At 41.5% G+C, this 15,748-nt stretch carries 10 protein-coding genes; 7 read left to right on the top strand and 3 right to left on the bottom strand.

Translation table 11 applies throughout. The annotated features are described in order from the left end of the window. Nucleotides 1-259: 259 nt before the first annotated feature. Entirely contained in the window at nucleotides 260-2,296 is a 2,037-nt protein-coding gene (locus tag TOL2_RS10320; protein WP_041279415.1) for an oxidoreductase, read from the top strand. Here TOL2_RS10320 and TOL2_RS10325 read toward each other — a convergent pair whose 3' ends face one another. From TOL2_RS10325 to TOL2_RS10335, 3 genes are all read right to left on the bottom strand, one after another. Continuing rightward, complete coding sequence (locus TOL2_RS10325; RefSeq protein WP_014957416.1) at nucleotides 2,297-4,306, bottom strand: NAD(P)/FAD-dependent oxidoreductase; 2,010 nt, start codon at nucleotides 4,304-4,306, stop codon at nucleotides 2,297-2,299. It abuts the gene before it with no gap. Between the two features lie 495 nt (nucleotides 4,307-4,801). Further along, nucleotides 4,802-5,281: a cache domain-containing protein gene (locus tag TOL2_RS10330; RefSeq protein ID WP_014957417.1), complete on the bottom strand. Its 480-nt coding sequence runs from the start codon at nucleotides 5,279-5,281 to the stop codon at nucleotides 4,802-4,804. 57 nt (nucleotides 5,282-5,338) lie between these two features. Then, nucleotides 5,339-5,908, bottom strand: coding sequence for an acetate uptake transporter (locus tag TOL2_RS10335; RefSeq protein ID WP_014957418.1), 570 nt, complete (start codon nucleotides 5,906-5,908; stop codon nucleotides 5,339-5,341). A 549-nt stretch (nucleotides 5,909-6,457) separates the two neighbouring features. Here TOL2_RS10335 and TOL2_RS25885 point away from each other — a divergent pair. The 6 genes from TOL2_RS25885 to TOL2_RS10365 all read left to right on the top strand — a co-directional run bounded on the left by TOL2_RS25885 (nucleotide 6,458) and on the right by TOL2_RS10365 (nucleotide 15,748). Further along, nucleotides 6,458-8,503 carry a response regulator gene (locus TOL2_RS25885; protein WP_083863558.1) on the top strand — a complete coding sequence of 682 codons (2,046 nt, stop codon included), beginning with the start codon at nucleotides 6,458-6,460 and terminating at the stop codon, nucleotides 8,501-8,503. 44 nt (nucleotides 8,504-8,547) lie between these two features. Beyond that, complete coding sequence (locus TOL2_RS10345; protein ID WP_014957420.1) at nucleotides 8,548-10,623, top strand: SLC13 family permease; 2,076 nt, start codon at nucleotides 8,548-8,550, stop codon at nucleotides 10,621-10,623. 19 nt (nucleotides 10,624-10,642) lie between these two features. Further along, nucleotides 10,643-11,131, top strand: a complete 489-nt coding sequence (locus tag TOL2_RS10350; protein WP_014957421.1) for a response regulator — start codon at nucleotides 10,643-10,645, stop codon at nucleotides 11,129-11,131. Nucleotides 11,132-11,693: 562 nt separating this feature from the next. Further along, entirely contained in the window at nucleotides 11,694-13,403 is a 1,710-nt protein-coding gene (locus TOL2_RS10355) for a sensor histidine kinase (RefSeq protein WP_014957422.1), read from the top strand. Nucleotides 13,404-13,422: 19 nt separating this feature from the next. Further along, nucleotides 13,423-13,875 carry a response regulator gene (locus TOL2_RS10360; RefSeq protein ID WP_014957423.1) on the top strand — a complete coding sequence of 151 codons (453 nt, stop codon included), beginning with the start codon at nucleotides 13,423-13,425 and terminating at the stop codon, nucleotides 13,873-13,875. Between the two features lie 25 nt (nucleotides 13,876-13,900). Then, nucleotides 13,901-15,748 carry an SLC13 family permease gene (locus TOL2_RS10365; protein WP_014957424.1) on the top strand — a complete coding sequence of 616 codons (1,848 nt, stop codon included), beginning with the start codon at nucleotides 13,901-13,903 and terminating at the stop codon, nucleotides 15,746-15,748.

Genomic DNA, 15,748 nt, shown 5'->3' on the forward strand with positions numbered 1-15,748 from the left:
TAATTGATAACAAACCAAAGACATCTGAAGGTCTTTTTTTCAACACAGAAGCAAAAAAACCGTTAAAAGGAAGATGGATGCCAGTGAGAAATCAGCCTCGTTTTATTGTAATCTTCTTCTGCATAGGGCGTCAAGAAAAAATTTAGCATAAAAAGCAAGGGGCTATTTGTTTTAACGGAGCTTTAATCTATGATATAATGTGCTTTGAATATTGATATAAATTCCATGGCCGTTTTTATATGAAACACAAACATCATTCATGGATCAGATTAGAAAACAAGACATGACCGCCTATCCTTTTCTTTTCAGCCCTTTGCAGGTTGGGGGGCATCAAATGAAAAACAGGCTGATTGCCCTGCCTGTTCATACCGGGTTTGCATATCCGGATGGTACTGTAAGTTCCTGGCTGATTGATTTTTATACCAGGTTGGCAGACTCTGGTGTGGCAATGGTGGTTGTCGCGAATACGGCTGTTTCCGCAGATGGCGTTGTTTCAAAGTTTAACCTTCGAATTGATAAAGATAAGTTCATCCCCGGTTTGTCAAAACTGGCAAAGGCGATACAAAACAAAGGTGCCATTGCCTGTCTTCAGCTTAACCATGCCGGACGGTTTGCGAAAACCAGCCGTCCGCTGCTGCCTTCTGCCGTAACCAGTGAGAATTTATCTTTTAATGTGGAATCATTAAAGGATTTTATGGAATTTTTTCCTTTTGAAAAACGGTTTAGTCTTACCCGATATCTTTTGGGGCAGTTTAATAAATGGAGACAGGCCATGACTTGTGACGATAGGGCAAGGGTCATTGAAGATTTTGGCTTATCTGCTGCCAGGGCATGTGAAGCCGGTTTTGACATGGTTGAACTTCACGGCGCAAACGGCTATCTTTTGTGTCAGTATCTGTCTTGCTTTACCAATAAAATTGACTCTGGTTTTGGGGGTAATTTTCATGAACGGACAACATTTCCCCTTGCTGTAATACAAAGCGTAAAAAAAAATGTTCCAAAGAATTTTCCCGTGGGATACCGTCTTATTATCAGGGAATGGGTTCCTCAGGGCATTGACCTTCCAGAAGCTCTGGCGTTTGCACAGGTTCTTGAAAAAAACAAAATTGCATATCTTTCAGCCTCTGCAGGGACATACAATTCCATATTTTCCCCGGCTGTATTAAAAAACATGGCCAAAACAGCCTATCTGAAAAAAGATATGGCCAAACTCACGGCCGTAGTAGGTATTCCGACTATCACATCCGGCAGGATCACCACACCTTTGATGGCGGATAAACTTGTCAAGGAAGGCATTGCAGATCTGATCGGTCTGGGAAGGCCTCTGAGGGTTGATCCATTATGGGTGGCCAAGGCTGTGGATAAAAATCGTAAAATAATACAGTGTGTGAATTGTAACTGGTGCCTGAAACAGGTGGTATTGGAACAGGGATTTGCCTGCAGCCGCTGGTCCGAAGAACTCCGTGACAGGACAAGGCTTGAGCATCAGTTGATGACACGCAATTATAAACCTCTGTGGGTGATTTGTGATATTGATGATATTTACACCTTTAGAAAATCTTTGCCGCTTCTTATCCGGGCCAAAAAGAAAAATTTTTTCCCCACGGTTTTGATGCTCAGGCAAGCCCTACAGGGAAGGGCTGTTGATCAAGCGCAAAATAAATTTATAGAATGGGTGAAAGATGTTTTTGATCTGAACGGCTATGGTGACGGGACAGTTAATTTTGTTGTGAAAGAACATAAGGGAAATTTGGAAAAACTTGTGTATGATGAAATTTGTATGGGCGATTACGGACAGGTTTTTATCAGTTCAAATTCAAAGGAAGACTGGCGGGACCGGTTGTTGTATAAACAACAGGGAAAGGTGCTGGCACGCCTTTGCGCCAACATCCGTCAGCACAAAGTTATTGTGCCGGTTGATTTGTCTCCTGCAACATTGCTGGTAATGATTTTTCTGCGTAAAACCTTGATTCGGGAAAAAAACTTTAACATAAGTTTTGTCAATGTCCTGACCGGAAAGTCAAGTCCGGTTGAACGTCAGTGGGAAAAAATGAAAAAAATTACAAAGTTAAAAAAAAACATTCCATTGGAATTTATCCGGCCTGCAAATAATATGGGAAACAATATGACAACCAATGTAATTTCAGCCCTGGTTGAGACGATTATTACCCGTAAATACGGGACGGTAATTATGGGAAAACGCGGTCTTTCAGGAATAAAACGTTGGCTGCTCGGCAGTGTTTCTTCGGGCGTTCTGCATCGGCTTACGGATCAGACCCTGTTTTTAATTGATTGATTAATACGTATTTTGCTCCGCCCGGGCTTTGATACAGCAAATGGCATGGTTCCATACCACATCATGGGCATAGTCAGGGAACGTGTGTTTGAAAAGTTTCCAGAAGATTCGGCTGATCATCCTATTGCCTTTTTTAAAGTTAAATGCCGTGTAAATTGTCAGGCGGTTGTTTCCATCATTTGTGGGGGTGATATCAAACAGCAGTCTGCCATGGCTTGTAAACAACTCCTGGGGGTCATACAACAGAGATTTGTTTGGAATGCAGCGAACAAGGCAAACATCCATGGAAACAGGCAGGGCATTTAATTTGTAACGAACAATAGATCCCACTTTGTTTGGAACTCCTGATATTCTTTTTACATCCACAAATCTGAGCTTGAGAAATTTGGCATCGGCATCTCCGAATTTGCCCAGCTCTTCAAATATGGCCCTGGATGAGGCCCTGATCTTGATGGTATACATCCTTTCCATTTGCGGGGCAGTATCAAGGGTGATTCCCAGGGGCGCTGAAATTGATTGTTTGATATAATTGCGTTTTTCTTTGAGGATGACCGTTGGATAACGGCCATAGGTTTCCCAGTTCAGGCCGAAGAACATTTCCGTGAGAATATTTCGCAGAGTCTTGATTCCTCCTGTGAGAATTGAATAAAAAACAGGCATGCTCATGATTTCCCGGAATATTTTTGTATAGTCGGCACTCCCGCTTCCAATTTTCCACAGGACATTTCCCATAGGCCATTGGGTCATTTGCTTGAATTTCATTTCGGTGGCAAAGGTCTGGTAGAGTATCCGGCTGAGAATATCTGATTTTAAGATGGCTTGTATCAGGGTGAAAAGGACTTTTCCATACTGGTTGTCCTTTTTAAGCCATTGAATCACCTTTTTGTTCCCATGTTCCAGGCTTTTTTTGTCAATGCCTTTATGAATAATGGTTTGGGCAAGGCACTGTGCGCTGATAAACGCGGAATAGAGCCCGTCCCTGTAGAGTCTTGCCCCCATGGCATCCCCCACCATTGATATCCTGTCTTCAAACGGGGACAGGGACGGGGAAATCACCATTTTGGGGCAGCAAGAGCAGACAATGGGTGTATTGTCCGGTGTGATATGAGGTAAAATACCCCGTACATGGGGCAAAGATAGAAATTGTCTTATAATTCTGTCTGTATCTTCAGGTAAAGATGCCGAATCAATGCTTTTTCCGGTAAGTGCCACAGAGAGGTACTCATGCTTTGGAACAAGGACAATATGGTCAAGATGCAGATTCTTTGAGCCGGACACAATCAGATAAAGCTCTTTGTTCATATGTTTTTTCAGGTAGGCTCGGCCCGGTTTGAGTTCAAATACCAGTGTGGGTCTCACCCCGGGTGGCACAAATGAGGGGTTAAGAGTTTTGTATGACCTGATAAATCGGCTTTGCCTGCGATTTTTTTCTGCGGGAGCATTCATTCCCGTGGCAATACAGACAAAGTCCGATTCAATTGAGATCTTTTTTCCTGAAAGTGAATTAACCGTCAGTATAGGTTTACGGGTGCAAGAGTATTGGATGGTTTCAACAGACCCTGTGATAACAGATGCTCCCTGTTCCAGTGCTTTTTTTAAAAGAAAATTATCAAATCCCTTGTCCCAGGGGGGCCTGTCAGGGGGCAGGATACCCCGGAAAACCGAACATACCTTTTGGAATGACGGTACTTTGAGCGGAAAATTTTTCCAGAGTCCGTGAATCCATATGTGGGAGAATTCTGTATTCACAACTTCTTGTGGAGGTTTGAGGCTGTTTTTGGCCAGTGCATTGTACAGCCGGGGTGAAATAACACCTGCACAGAAATTACAGCCTTTGAGTGTCCATTCATTGCTGAATGGTTCCTGAATCACCCGACTGTCAATCAGGGTTATGGATAAGGTTTTTCGTGTTTCTTTGGCTTCCCGGAGAAGTTTAATGGCAAATAAAGATCCGGCCGGTCCGCAACCGACCACAAGAACTCGACTTTTGTCTTTTAATATGGTAGGCATTCCAGTTTTGCCATTAGTTACAATAAGTACACTTCCTGAGTTTCTGGTGGTTTGCCGAATCTTTCGAGATCATTTGACTGGAGAACTCAAGGCCTTGTTTTGTTTTTTTTCGGTTGTTGGCTTTTAATTCTGCATCCATTAGGTATGCTCATATGCTTAAATTATTTGTTCATAATAACAAAAGCAAAAAGGGTTTACAACTGAAAGCTGGCATTGTCATGGAAACGTCCTGGTTCAGCCAATCGTCATAAACCAAATTCTTGGAAATACATGATATCATCAAAGCGCCCTCAACCGGAGGTTGATGAAACTTTGCAAAGAGCCATTGAGCAACCCGTATTTAAATGCCCTAATCCAAATGTATAGGGAACTTAAAAATAGACCGATTCTCGATAATTGTTTTTATTAGAAGCGCTATTAAATAACAAGGGAGTGCAAATTAAGCTTTGCACTCCCTTGTTTGATGTTTTTAATTACACAACAGTTTCCTGCGGATTAGTACATCATGCCACTTACATAGACACCTGCTCCTACGAAAAGATCCTGATTGGGAACTCTGTAGATATAACTGATCTTTTTTGAGGGAGAAGTTTTACCGGGTTTGGGCCACATGTACTCGACCCACCCGTGTCCGACTTTTTGGGCAAGATTGACAAAATGAACAAACAATGCCTTGTCCATAGGGTCCGTCATCAGCAGGACATGTTCTTGTTGCGTCAGTTCCGGTTGTATTGGGTGCGCCAGCACCTTGCCGTCCAAATTCATCAAAAATACATAGGAATCTTTCCAGACAAAAGGGCCTGTGGAATCATTGAATATTTTTATTGCCGCTTCTACGCCTTTTGAATTGATCAGTGCAGCCGCCTCATGACATTTTACTACACACTCATCTTTTGTTGCTGTTTCACCGGCAAAAGCATTTGCAGTAAAAAAAAGCATTGTGGCTGTGATTGCAGTGATAAGAATTTTTTTCATAACTCCTCCTAAAATTTATTTTGTTTTTCAAGCACCGAAATAATCGGTGTACAATCTTTATTTGATCCAGGGCTTACCGACCGGCAGCACATCCCTTCCAAAAACCTGGGCAAAGATGACATGTGCCATCATGTACCAGGCTGAGATGGCACACAACATCAGCTCATAACCTGCGACTTTGGTCATTCCGGGAAAACCGAAATGTGCAAAATCCAGCAGTATAAATCCGATAAGTAGAAGCGTAAATGTTACGGCCATGGCGCTATGAATTTTCATGGCGGGAAACCACATGATGAACGTGTAAAGGGTCCAGACGACCAGGAACCATCCGACATCCGTCGTGCTGGAATGATAAATTTTAAAATAATTCATCATAAAAATTATTCCCAGGGATATCCAGAAGGATCCGTAGGAAACAAAGGCACTGTAACCGAAGTTGTTACCACATTTAAATTCCTGGAAACCAGCTATCAGCTGTGCCAGTCCTCCAAAGACAAATGCCAGTGCAACGACAGGGCCTACGCCGCACCACCCGACATTATGAAACTGAAGGATCATTGTAGTGAGACCGAAACCTGCCAAACCAACAACCGCTGGATTTCCATTTTCTGTTTCTCCATTTGACATAAAAAAACCTCCTTAAATTAAAATTAAAAATTATTTCAGTATTGATAATACTGTACTCCGCCGAAAAATTAATTCCATACTCATATTTCTTTTTGTGAAAAAAGAAAATATTTTATGTCAAAAACATGAAAGAAAGTAATTTTTGCAACAGGTTTATAGTGAGATGATATTGTCAAGTTGATGCTGCAACCGGATATTTATATGAAAGTCTTGAAAAATCAAAACAGTGACTTTCATGTTTTGTAGTGGGTAAAACCAAGGTCTGCCCGTGGCAGTTATTTAAAAACAGCTCCCGCTTTTCTATCTTATCGATTTTTACAATTCGTAAAGAATGTCGACATAATAGTTCTTTTTACAGGGTGTAAAGAATATCGACACAGCTGCCTGTTTTTTCGGATTGACGACTTTTATTATTGAATTGGTATAGTAATATATTTCAAATAGTTAACTCTTTTTGTCCACTGGATAATATTTGGCATAAAGCTTGCTTTTTTGAGGAACGTATATAGTCGGCTTAATTTGCCGGATACAGGAAAGGAAAAAGGGTAAATGATAAATATAAACGTACTGCTGGTGGATGATGAAGAAAGATTTCTTTTGACTACTCAAAAGTTGTTGGAAAAAAAAGGCTATACTGTCCAGACTGCCTCAAGCGGCGTGGAAGCGCTTGGGAAATTAAAAGAGCATAATATTCAGGTTGTTCTTTTGGATGTAAGAATGCCGGGTATGGACGGGATCGCAATCTTAAAAAAAATTAAACGCGATTTTCCTTTGATTGAGGTTATTATGCTGACCGGCCATGGTACTGTGGAATCTGCTGTTGAAGGTGTGAAACTCGGTGCGGCAAATTATTTGATAAAGCCGGCTGATATTGATGATATTTCAGAAAAGATTCAAGAGGCCTTTGAAAAAAGACAAACCATCAGAGAACAAACTCATGACAGAAAGGCATATTTTAAGAAACTTAAAGTTCGACTTGGAGTTGGGCTACTGGCTGCTTTTATGCTTCCCTATGCTGCATTTTTCGGTTATTTCCAATTCCAGTTCAGCAAGACTTTGAAAGATACCGGCCGCTTGAATCTGGAAGCTCTTTCAAACAGCCAGAAAAATACCATTGATCTTTTTTTGCAGGAACGGGTGGCTAATATTTTTACCCTGTTTCATAGCGCTGATTTCAGTCTCAATCCTTCTCAAAATAAAATGCAAACTTACCTCCATGATTTAAGACAGGTTGATGATGCTTTTATTGATGTTGGGTTTTTGAATACACAGGGAATTCAAACCGGATATGCAGGATCATTTCCATACCTTAAGGATAAAAATTACAGCGATGAAAGCTGGTTTAAAATTTTGTTGAATCAAAAACGCCATTATTACATCAGTAATATTTATCTTGGATTCAGAGAAAAACCACACTTTACAATTGCCGTCAGGCAGATAATTGACGGCAACCCTTATATTATGCGCTCCACACTTGATCCGGATAAATTTTATATGTTTTTAAGATCCATCAGCCGAGGAAAAGAGGTGGAATCCGCCTTGATCAATAAAGAGGGGCTGTTTCAAATTGTGGATCCTGACAGGGGTGAATTGCTTGGCAAAAGTGATTATATCCCACCTGAAAACATTGAATCCGGAGTAACGGAAATCAATAAAAACGGAGATTCAATACTTATAGGTTATGCATGGCTCAAAGAAACTCCCTGGGCACTGGTTGTCCGGCAGCCGTTGAAAATCGCTCATGCAGGGATGTATGAGAGCCGGCGTATGATGAGTATTATCCTTGTCATTATTTTTCTGGGGATTGCAGCAGGCATATGGGTTGCAAACAGCAGGCTGATAACCCATGCTCAAGGTGCTGCTGAAAAAAGCGATGAACTGCGGCATCAATTGTTTCATGCATCAAAACTTGCTTCTGTCGGTGAACTGGCAACCGGCGTAGCCCATGAAATCAACAATCCTTTGGCCATTATCGTTGCCACAAGCGGTGTTATTCGTGATATGCTCAATCCTGAATTCAACCTTAACCCCAGTCCTGAAGAAATAGTCAAAGAGATTGATACAATTGATTCAGCGGCTTTCAGGGCAAGAACAATCACCAAACAGCTTCTTGCTTTTGGACGTAAAAATGAACCCAAGCTTATTCCCTGTAACGTAAACCATATTCTCGATGACATCATGAGCGGGCTTAAAGAACGCGAGTTCAAGGTGGCGGATATTGAAATTATACGGGAGTATGATCCTGGTCTGCCTGAAATCATGTTGGATCATGACCAGATTCGGCAGGTTTTCTTTAACCTTATCAATAATGCCGGGGATGCGATTTGCGGGCCGGGAAAAATTACGATTACAACGATTAGAAGTGACGAGGATATACATATTACGATTAAAGATACCGGCAAGGGAATGTCGCCCAGGCAACTGGGTGAGATATTCAACCCTTTTTTCACCACAAAAGAGGTGGGGAAAGGAACCGGACTTGGCCTGAGTGTTTCACTGAACATCGTAGAATCACTTGGCGGAACAATTGATGTTCAGTCTTTAGAGGGTGCCGGAAGTTCGTTTACAGTATCGTTTCCGATTCGCAGATTGTGATGGAATACATAAACTTATTCACATTTTAACCAAAAGGAAGGGCTATGGAAGAGCAAATAATAGCAAATGGCAATAATGAAAAAATCAAAGTGTTGTTGGTTGATGACGAAGACAGGTTTCGGGAGAATCTGGCAAAACAGCTGGAACACAGAGGATATGAGGTCCTTGATGCAAGCAATGGCGAAGACGCCATAAAAATTGTGCGTCACGAAAATCCACAAGTGGTAATTCTTGACCAGAAAATGCCTGATATGGATGGTATTCAGACCTTAAAAGAGATAAAAAAATTGAGGCCTGAAGTCCAGGTCATAATGCATACAGGTCATGGCAGTATCGAATCGGCTCGGGTGACTGGAAAATTTGATGTGTTTTCTTATCTGGAAAAGCCTTGTGCCCTGGATGATCTGATTAGAGAGATAACAGCGGCCAGTCAGGAACGCGTTTATGCCATGGCCAGAAATGAAATTCCCGACGTACAGAGAACCAGCCTTAAAAACTGGCTGGTTGGTGTGCAAAATGCTCGCCCGGGAGTTATTATCCTCGGGGTTATTATTTTTTTGACCATGGTGTTTATACCGGCACCAAAGCAGATGATAAATTTTTTATCGGCAAAGAAGACTGGTAATCTTACAGAAAGCATTGCTGGATATGCAGAATACCGCAAAATGGAAAAGGGTCAGACGATTGTAGAGTATTATGGTAAAAAAGCAAACTTGTACACCCAAACAAAAAACTGGGATGGGGCCATGGTTAAAACAGCTCCAGGTGTGGACAGGGTGGCTTTCAGGGCAAAGGTTATGATAGGAGTTCTTATGGTTGCCGCCCTTTTTTGGGCAACAGGTGCCGTGCCAATAGGTATTACGGCTCTTCTTGTGGGCGTATTGATGTATTTTTTCGGAATTTTTCCTCCCAGCATGGTGGCAAAAGCTTATGCAAAAGATTCGGTTATTTTTATCTTCGGTGTTCTTGCCTTTGCAGCTGCCATCAGTAAAACCGGTCTGGACAGGCGGATTGGTATTCTTTTGCTGGGAACCAGCACCTCCCTTCGCAAGTTTGCTCTTATTTTTGCACCTCTTCTGGCCGTAACAGCCTCTTTTCTTTCCGAGCATGCATTGGTTGCGTTTATTGCTCCTATTTTAATGCTGGTATATATGGGAACAATCAGGACGGCGAACATAACCAAAGACAAGGGGCTGATTGTCATGCTGCTTTTAATGCTGACATTCTGTGCAAATATAGGCGGGCCTGGATCTCCTGCCGCAGGTGGTCGTAATGCCGTAATGCTTGGAATTTTCGGAGATTACGGCATCAGTATTTCGTTTGGTCAGTGGGTTAAAATGGGGCTTCCTTTTGTGCCGGTAATGGCGATTACCATTGCAGCATATTTTCTTATTGTTTTTAGAAATAAAGTCAAGGTCAAATCAGTCAATGTTGCTGCCGCAGTAAAACGTGAAGGGGAAAAAATCGGCAAGATGACACCTGATGAGTATAAAGCTGCAGGAGTTTTGATCCTGGTTATTATTTTATGGGTTACCTTTTCCAGCAAGGTGGGGATGGGCGGTCCGGTTATTTTATGCCTGGTTTTGTTGAATGTTCTGGGAATACTTCGCTGGAAAGATATCAACAGCATTCATTGGGATGTTGTGGCGCTTTATGCGGCCGCCAGTGCCATGGGCGTCGGTCTGGCCTCCACAGGTGCTGCGCTCTGGCTTGCAAACAGTTTTATCTCTATCCTCCCTGATAGCTTGACCTCTGGAATCGGACTGTGCATGTCCACAAGTTTTATTACCGGTATCCTCACCAATTTTATGAGTGACGGTGCCACTGTGGCTGCTGTAGGACCCATTACCGTGCCAATGGCAACCCTTTCCGGGACATCGCCGCTCATGGTTGGATTGGCAACTGCATTTGCATCTTCTTTTGCGCACATGCTGATCATCGGCACACCGAATAATGCAATTGTTTACAGTATAGCCCGTGATCCTGAAACCGGAGAGCAGCTGGTAACAATGAAAGATTTTTTCATTCACGGTTCTGCGGTTTTTCTCCTCAGTATGGCTGTGTTGTGGATATGGGTATTTTTCGGGTATTGGAAATGGATGGGAATAGGCAGTATGTAATTTAGAAAGGAATGACGACATGGAAAAAGAAAAAATAAATCTTTTAATCGTAGATGATGAAGACCAGTTTCTGGAATCAATCAAAAAAAGCCTGGAGTTGAGGGATTTTAATGTGATTACAGCGAACAGGGGTGAAAAAGCTGTTGAGGCGGCTAAAAACAACACCATTGATATTGCGCTGGTTGATCTTAAAATGCCCGGAATATCAGGCGAAGAAACATTAAAACTGCTGAAGCAGGAACATAAATGGATGGAAGTTGTTATCCTGACCGGGCACGGGGCAATTGATTCTGCTGTGGAATGTACCAAGAGCGGCGCATATTCGTATCTTCAAAAGCCATGTGAGTTGGATCAACTTCTTGAAACCCTGCAGGATGCATATAAAAAAAAAGTAATGAACAGAAAACAGATTGAAGAAAAAAAGTTGAATGAACTTTTAAATATTTCCATCTCAAGCAGGCCCAGAGAGATTCTCCGCAAGCTAAGAGAAATTGACAAAGACGGCTGATACCGATTTTTGTTGATCTGTGTTCCTTTGGTCAGTATATGTGAGTTTTTTAGTTGTTGCCCTTACATCTTGTCGTCCTGGACACGCGGCATGCTGACCAAAGGAATATTTTAAACTGTGCCAGCTTGCGTTATCGGCTCTTTTGCTATGAATTTCAGTTTTATGTCAAGGTGTTTACAAAAGCATAAAAATACAAGCTTGACCTCTTCTTAATAACACAAGTTTGACCCCCTGTCCTTATTGCTTCAGCCAATCTTTTATCACCCTTCCTTTTTTAATATTTCCTTAAAGTTAATATTGAACACGATTGATTTTTTAATTGATTTACAAATTGAAAAAAAACCTGACATGTGTTGGAGCTGTTTTCTCTTATTTCAAATGCAGTTCGATTTATAAGAATAAAACAATCGTTTATATTCCAATGGGTTGTGTCTTTTCTTTGTCCTTTGAATCAAATCGGCATCATAGTTGCTATTTGGTTGTTTATTACTTGGTTGCGATTTGGAGATTCATTTGATGAAGTTATAAATTCCAGTATTACCATAAAAGTTAAGAGGGCATTATGGATAAGAACAGTCAAGATCGTAAAGAAAAAGGGATGCGGGTTAAACGAACCATTTTAACAAATATGATTATTGTTCCATTTATCCCTTTTTTACTGGCAATCGGAGTAAGTTTCTATTTTTTTACTACTGCACTTGAAAACAAGACCGTCAACACTTTGAAAAGGATCGTACAAGATCATTGTGGTATGATCGAGTCTTTTCTGATAGAGCGCAATTCAGATCTTGAACTTATCACAAACACCTATAGTTTTGAACAAATCAACTCGACCCAGACCATTAATGCCATATTTGAAAATTTAAAAGATCGATCCAGCGCTTTTGTTGATCTGGGGCTTTTTGATTCTCAGGGCATCCACATAAGATATTCCGGCAAATATCCGTTGAAAGGAAAAGTATACAAAGATGAGGTGTGGTTTAAAAAAGTAATGCAGACCGGATACTATATCAGCGATGTTTTTTTGGGGTATAGAAATGTCCCTCATTTTATAATTGCTGTGCGGCAGGGCAGCGGGGATAAAACCTGGGTACTTCGGGCAACCATTGATACTTTGTTTTTTGACACCCTGGTATCAAAAGTGCAAATCGGAAGAACAGGAGAAGCTTATATTTTAAATAAAAATGGAATTGCACAAACCCTTAGACGGTCTAATGGCACCCGTGTTTTGAACATGGATCCGGACTATTCCGGTTTCCCAAAATTGCAAAACACAACTCATACCTTTATTAAAGCCGATTCGGCAAAAAATAAATATGTGTATGCAACCACCTGGCTTAAAAATGGAGAGTGGCTCCTGGTGGTACGCCAGGAAAAAAAGGATGCCTATAAATATTTATATTCCGCTTTGTATATCAATATATTGATCATGGTTCTCGGCGGGGCGATTATTGTCGTCATTGCTTTGTATACAACTGAACGCATCCTCAAAAGGATTGAGCAGTTGGGGATGGAAAAGAAAAGTCTTGGAAATCAGTTGATCAGGGCTACTCAATTAGCTGAAATCGGTGAGATGGCAGCCGGGTTTGCCCATGAAATCAACAATCCACTGCAAATTATTAAAAGTGAATACTCTTTGATTGAAACCCTTTTTGATGAAGTGTTCGGTAATGAAAAAATCCCCAAAAACGAAGAGATAAAGGATATTGAGGAGTCACTGGACCAGATCAAACTCCAGGTGAACCGATGCTCTGAAATTACTCATGCCATTTTAAAGTTCGGGCGGGAAAATGAAACAAAAGAGCAATTGCTGCATCCTTATATTATTATTCCTGAAATTATCAAGATGATAGAAAAAAAAGCAATGGTCAGTGGTATCAAGATTGTTAAAGATATTTCAGAAGATGTTCCAGGGTTTATGGGTGATCCATCCCAGTTTCAGCAGGTGATGCTTAATCTTTTAAATAACGCAATGGATGCAATCGAAGAAAGGCATGGTTCATCAGGGGGACAATTGAGTGTCGCGGTTTGTAAGAAAAATGAAAATCAGGTTGAAATAACAATTACTGACAACGGAAGTGGTATCAGTCCTGAAAATATTGATAAAATATTTTCTCCTTTTTTTACCACAAAGCCTGTGGGCAAAGGGACCGGGCTTGGGCTTTCCGTTTGTTACGGGATCATAGAAAGTTTTAATGGAACTATGCAAGTAAAAAGCAAACAAAATATCGGCACGACCTTTGTTATTCATCTGCCGGTTAAACATTACTAAAAAGGAGGGAGCTTAAGCTATGGAAAAAATGAAACTTATGTTGGTTGATGATGAGGCTCGTTATCTTCAAACAACCCGAAAACTGATCGAAAAAAAAGGGTATGAAACATTAATTGCTCAAAGCGGGAAGGAGGCCCTTGAGCATCTTAAAACAAAAAATGTTCATGTGGTCATTCTTGATGTCAAAATGCCGGGGATGGATGGAAACGAGACGTTAAAGGCGATCAAAGCTATGTATCCTCTGGTGGAGGTCATTATGCTGACAGGACATGCCACTGTGGATTCGGCCATTGACGGTCTTAAATCCGGTGCTTGTGATTATCTCATGAAACCTGCCGATATTGATGAAATTATGGAAAAAGCCATAGCTGCATTTGAAAAAAGGCAAAGACTTGAGGAAAAAATCAGGACGGCTCAAACAAAAAAATATATGAGATCCCCTCGCGAAATTCTCAAAGATGATGATGAATAAAATTTTGTATACTGGAGGTTGATAAATGAAAAAAGAAAAGAAAGTCACTGGATACGATAAATATATAGACTGGAAAATTTTTTGCGTCCCGGTCATACTTTTATTTTTGGTTTTATTGATGCCGACCCCAAATGGCATGAAAGATGTTGGTACTGAATTTAAAGTTGGTCCCAAAGCCGTTGTGAACTTTATTACCACAGAACTGTTTGATAAAACCAGTTCCGATGCAGAACAATGGCAATTGCTTACCGCCAAAATGATGGAACAGAACATGCGTTTAGGAGCTTTGCAAAAAGAACGCTTTCTGAAACGAAATATCAAATGGTGCAACAAATACAAGATGGATGCCAGCCAGAAAAATTTTGATAAGGCCCATAGTTATATAAAAGACAATGTGCCTGAAAAAGAGTTCATGGCAACTATGGAAAATGCACTGAAACTCAGAAAAGAAGGGCTGACATATGAAAATTTGACAGGAAAGGATAAAGCAGCTGCCGATAAGGGGGCCTGGCATATAAAAGTTGCTGTTGCCATGGGTTTGTTTGTTGTGGCCTGTTTTTTAACCGAGTGTATTCCTCTTCCGGCAGTTGCCTTTTGTATCGGTCTGATACTTGTGTTCACCGGTGTGGTTTCAAGACAGGAAGTGGCCATGCTGTACTGGAGTGATGCCTGCTGGTTTATCATGGGCAGTCTTATGTTTGCTGCGGCATTTGTTAAGACAGGTGTGGATAAACGGGTCTGTATGATGATGTTCAAAAAACTGGCCGTTCCCAATACCAAATGGATTACCCTGATTTTCTTTGTCATTATTGCACCTCTGGCCGCATTTATATCGGATCATGCCCTGGCTGCCATGTTTCTTCCAATTGGGATGCTGTTATACCAGAACAGCCTGACCAACGAGGTGCCCGAGGACAAGGAACTTGCAAAGCTTTTGATGATCAGTATTGCCATGGCCTGCAATATAGGTGGCCCTGGAGCGCCTTCCGGCGGTGCCAGGAATGTTATTATGATGACTTATTTAACGGATATGTTTGGGGTTGATATCGGTTATTTTCAGTGGGTTACTTATTGTTTTCCGTTTATAATTGTTATGATTCCTGTTACCTGGTTTGTCACAAATCTTCGTTTCAGGCCTAAAATCGTTTCTCTGGCACCTGCAATGGATCAATTAAGAACAGAAATCGATAAAATGGGATCATGGAATTCCAAGCAGATATGGGCCCTGATTATATTTGTTATCATGGTGTTTGGATGGTTTACGGAAAAAGTGTTTTTTAACATGGGGATTTATCCCATCCGCCTTGGCATTGGTGTTATTGCCGTAGCAGGTGCAGTGGCCTATATTCTTACCGGAGTTGTCAACTGGCGAGATTACCAGGACAAAGTGGATTGGGGGGTTGTCTGGTTGTATGCAGGCGCCATCATATTTGGAAGGACCCTGGATAATACCGGTGCAGCTTACTGGCTGGCTCAATCCGTCATAGACTTTTTAGCACAATTTGGTATGGAAGCCGGTCTTCCCTTAATGATGGTCAGTAACGGATTGACCTCGATTCTTACAAACCTTATGGCAGACGGTCCTGCCGCAGCTTCAGTAGGTCCGATTGCCCTTAACATGGCTGGAATGGTTCATCCCGGAACCACTTATCTGCCGTTCATGGCCATGGCCACAGCAATTGCCTCATCATTTGCCTATTGCCTGATTATCGGCACGCCTCCCAATGCAATTGTTTACGCCAGCGGATATCTTGAGCCCAAGGATTATCTCAGGGTTGGCATTCCCATATTTTTCCTGGCCAATGTTGTATTGCTTTTTATGACAGGTGTTTACTGGTCATTCAGGGGATTTGGCACAATGCCCGGATTTTAA

The sequence above is a fragment of the Desulfobacula toluolica Tol2 genome (assembly GCF_000307105.1).
Classification (GTDB): Bacteria; Desulfobacterota; Desulfobacteria; order Desulfobacterales; family Desulfobacteraceae; genus Desulfobacula; species Desulfobacula toluolica.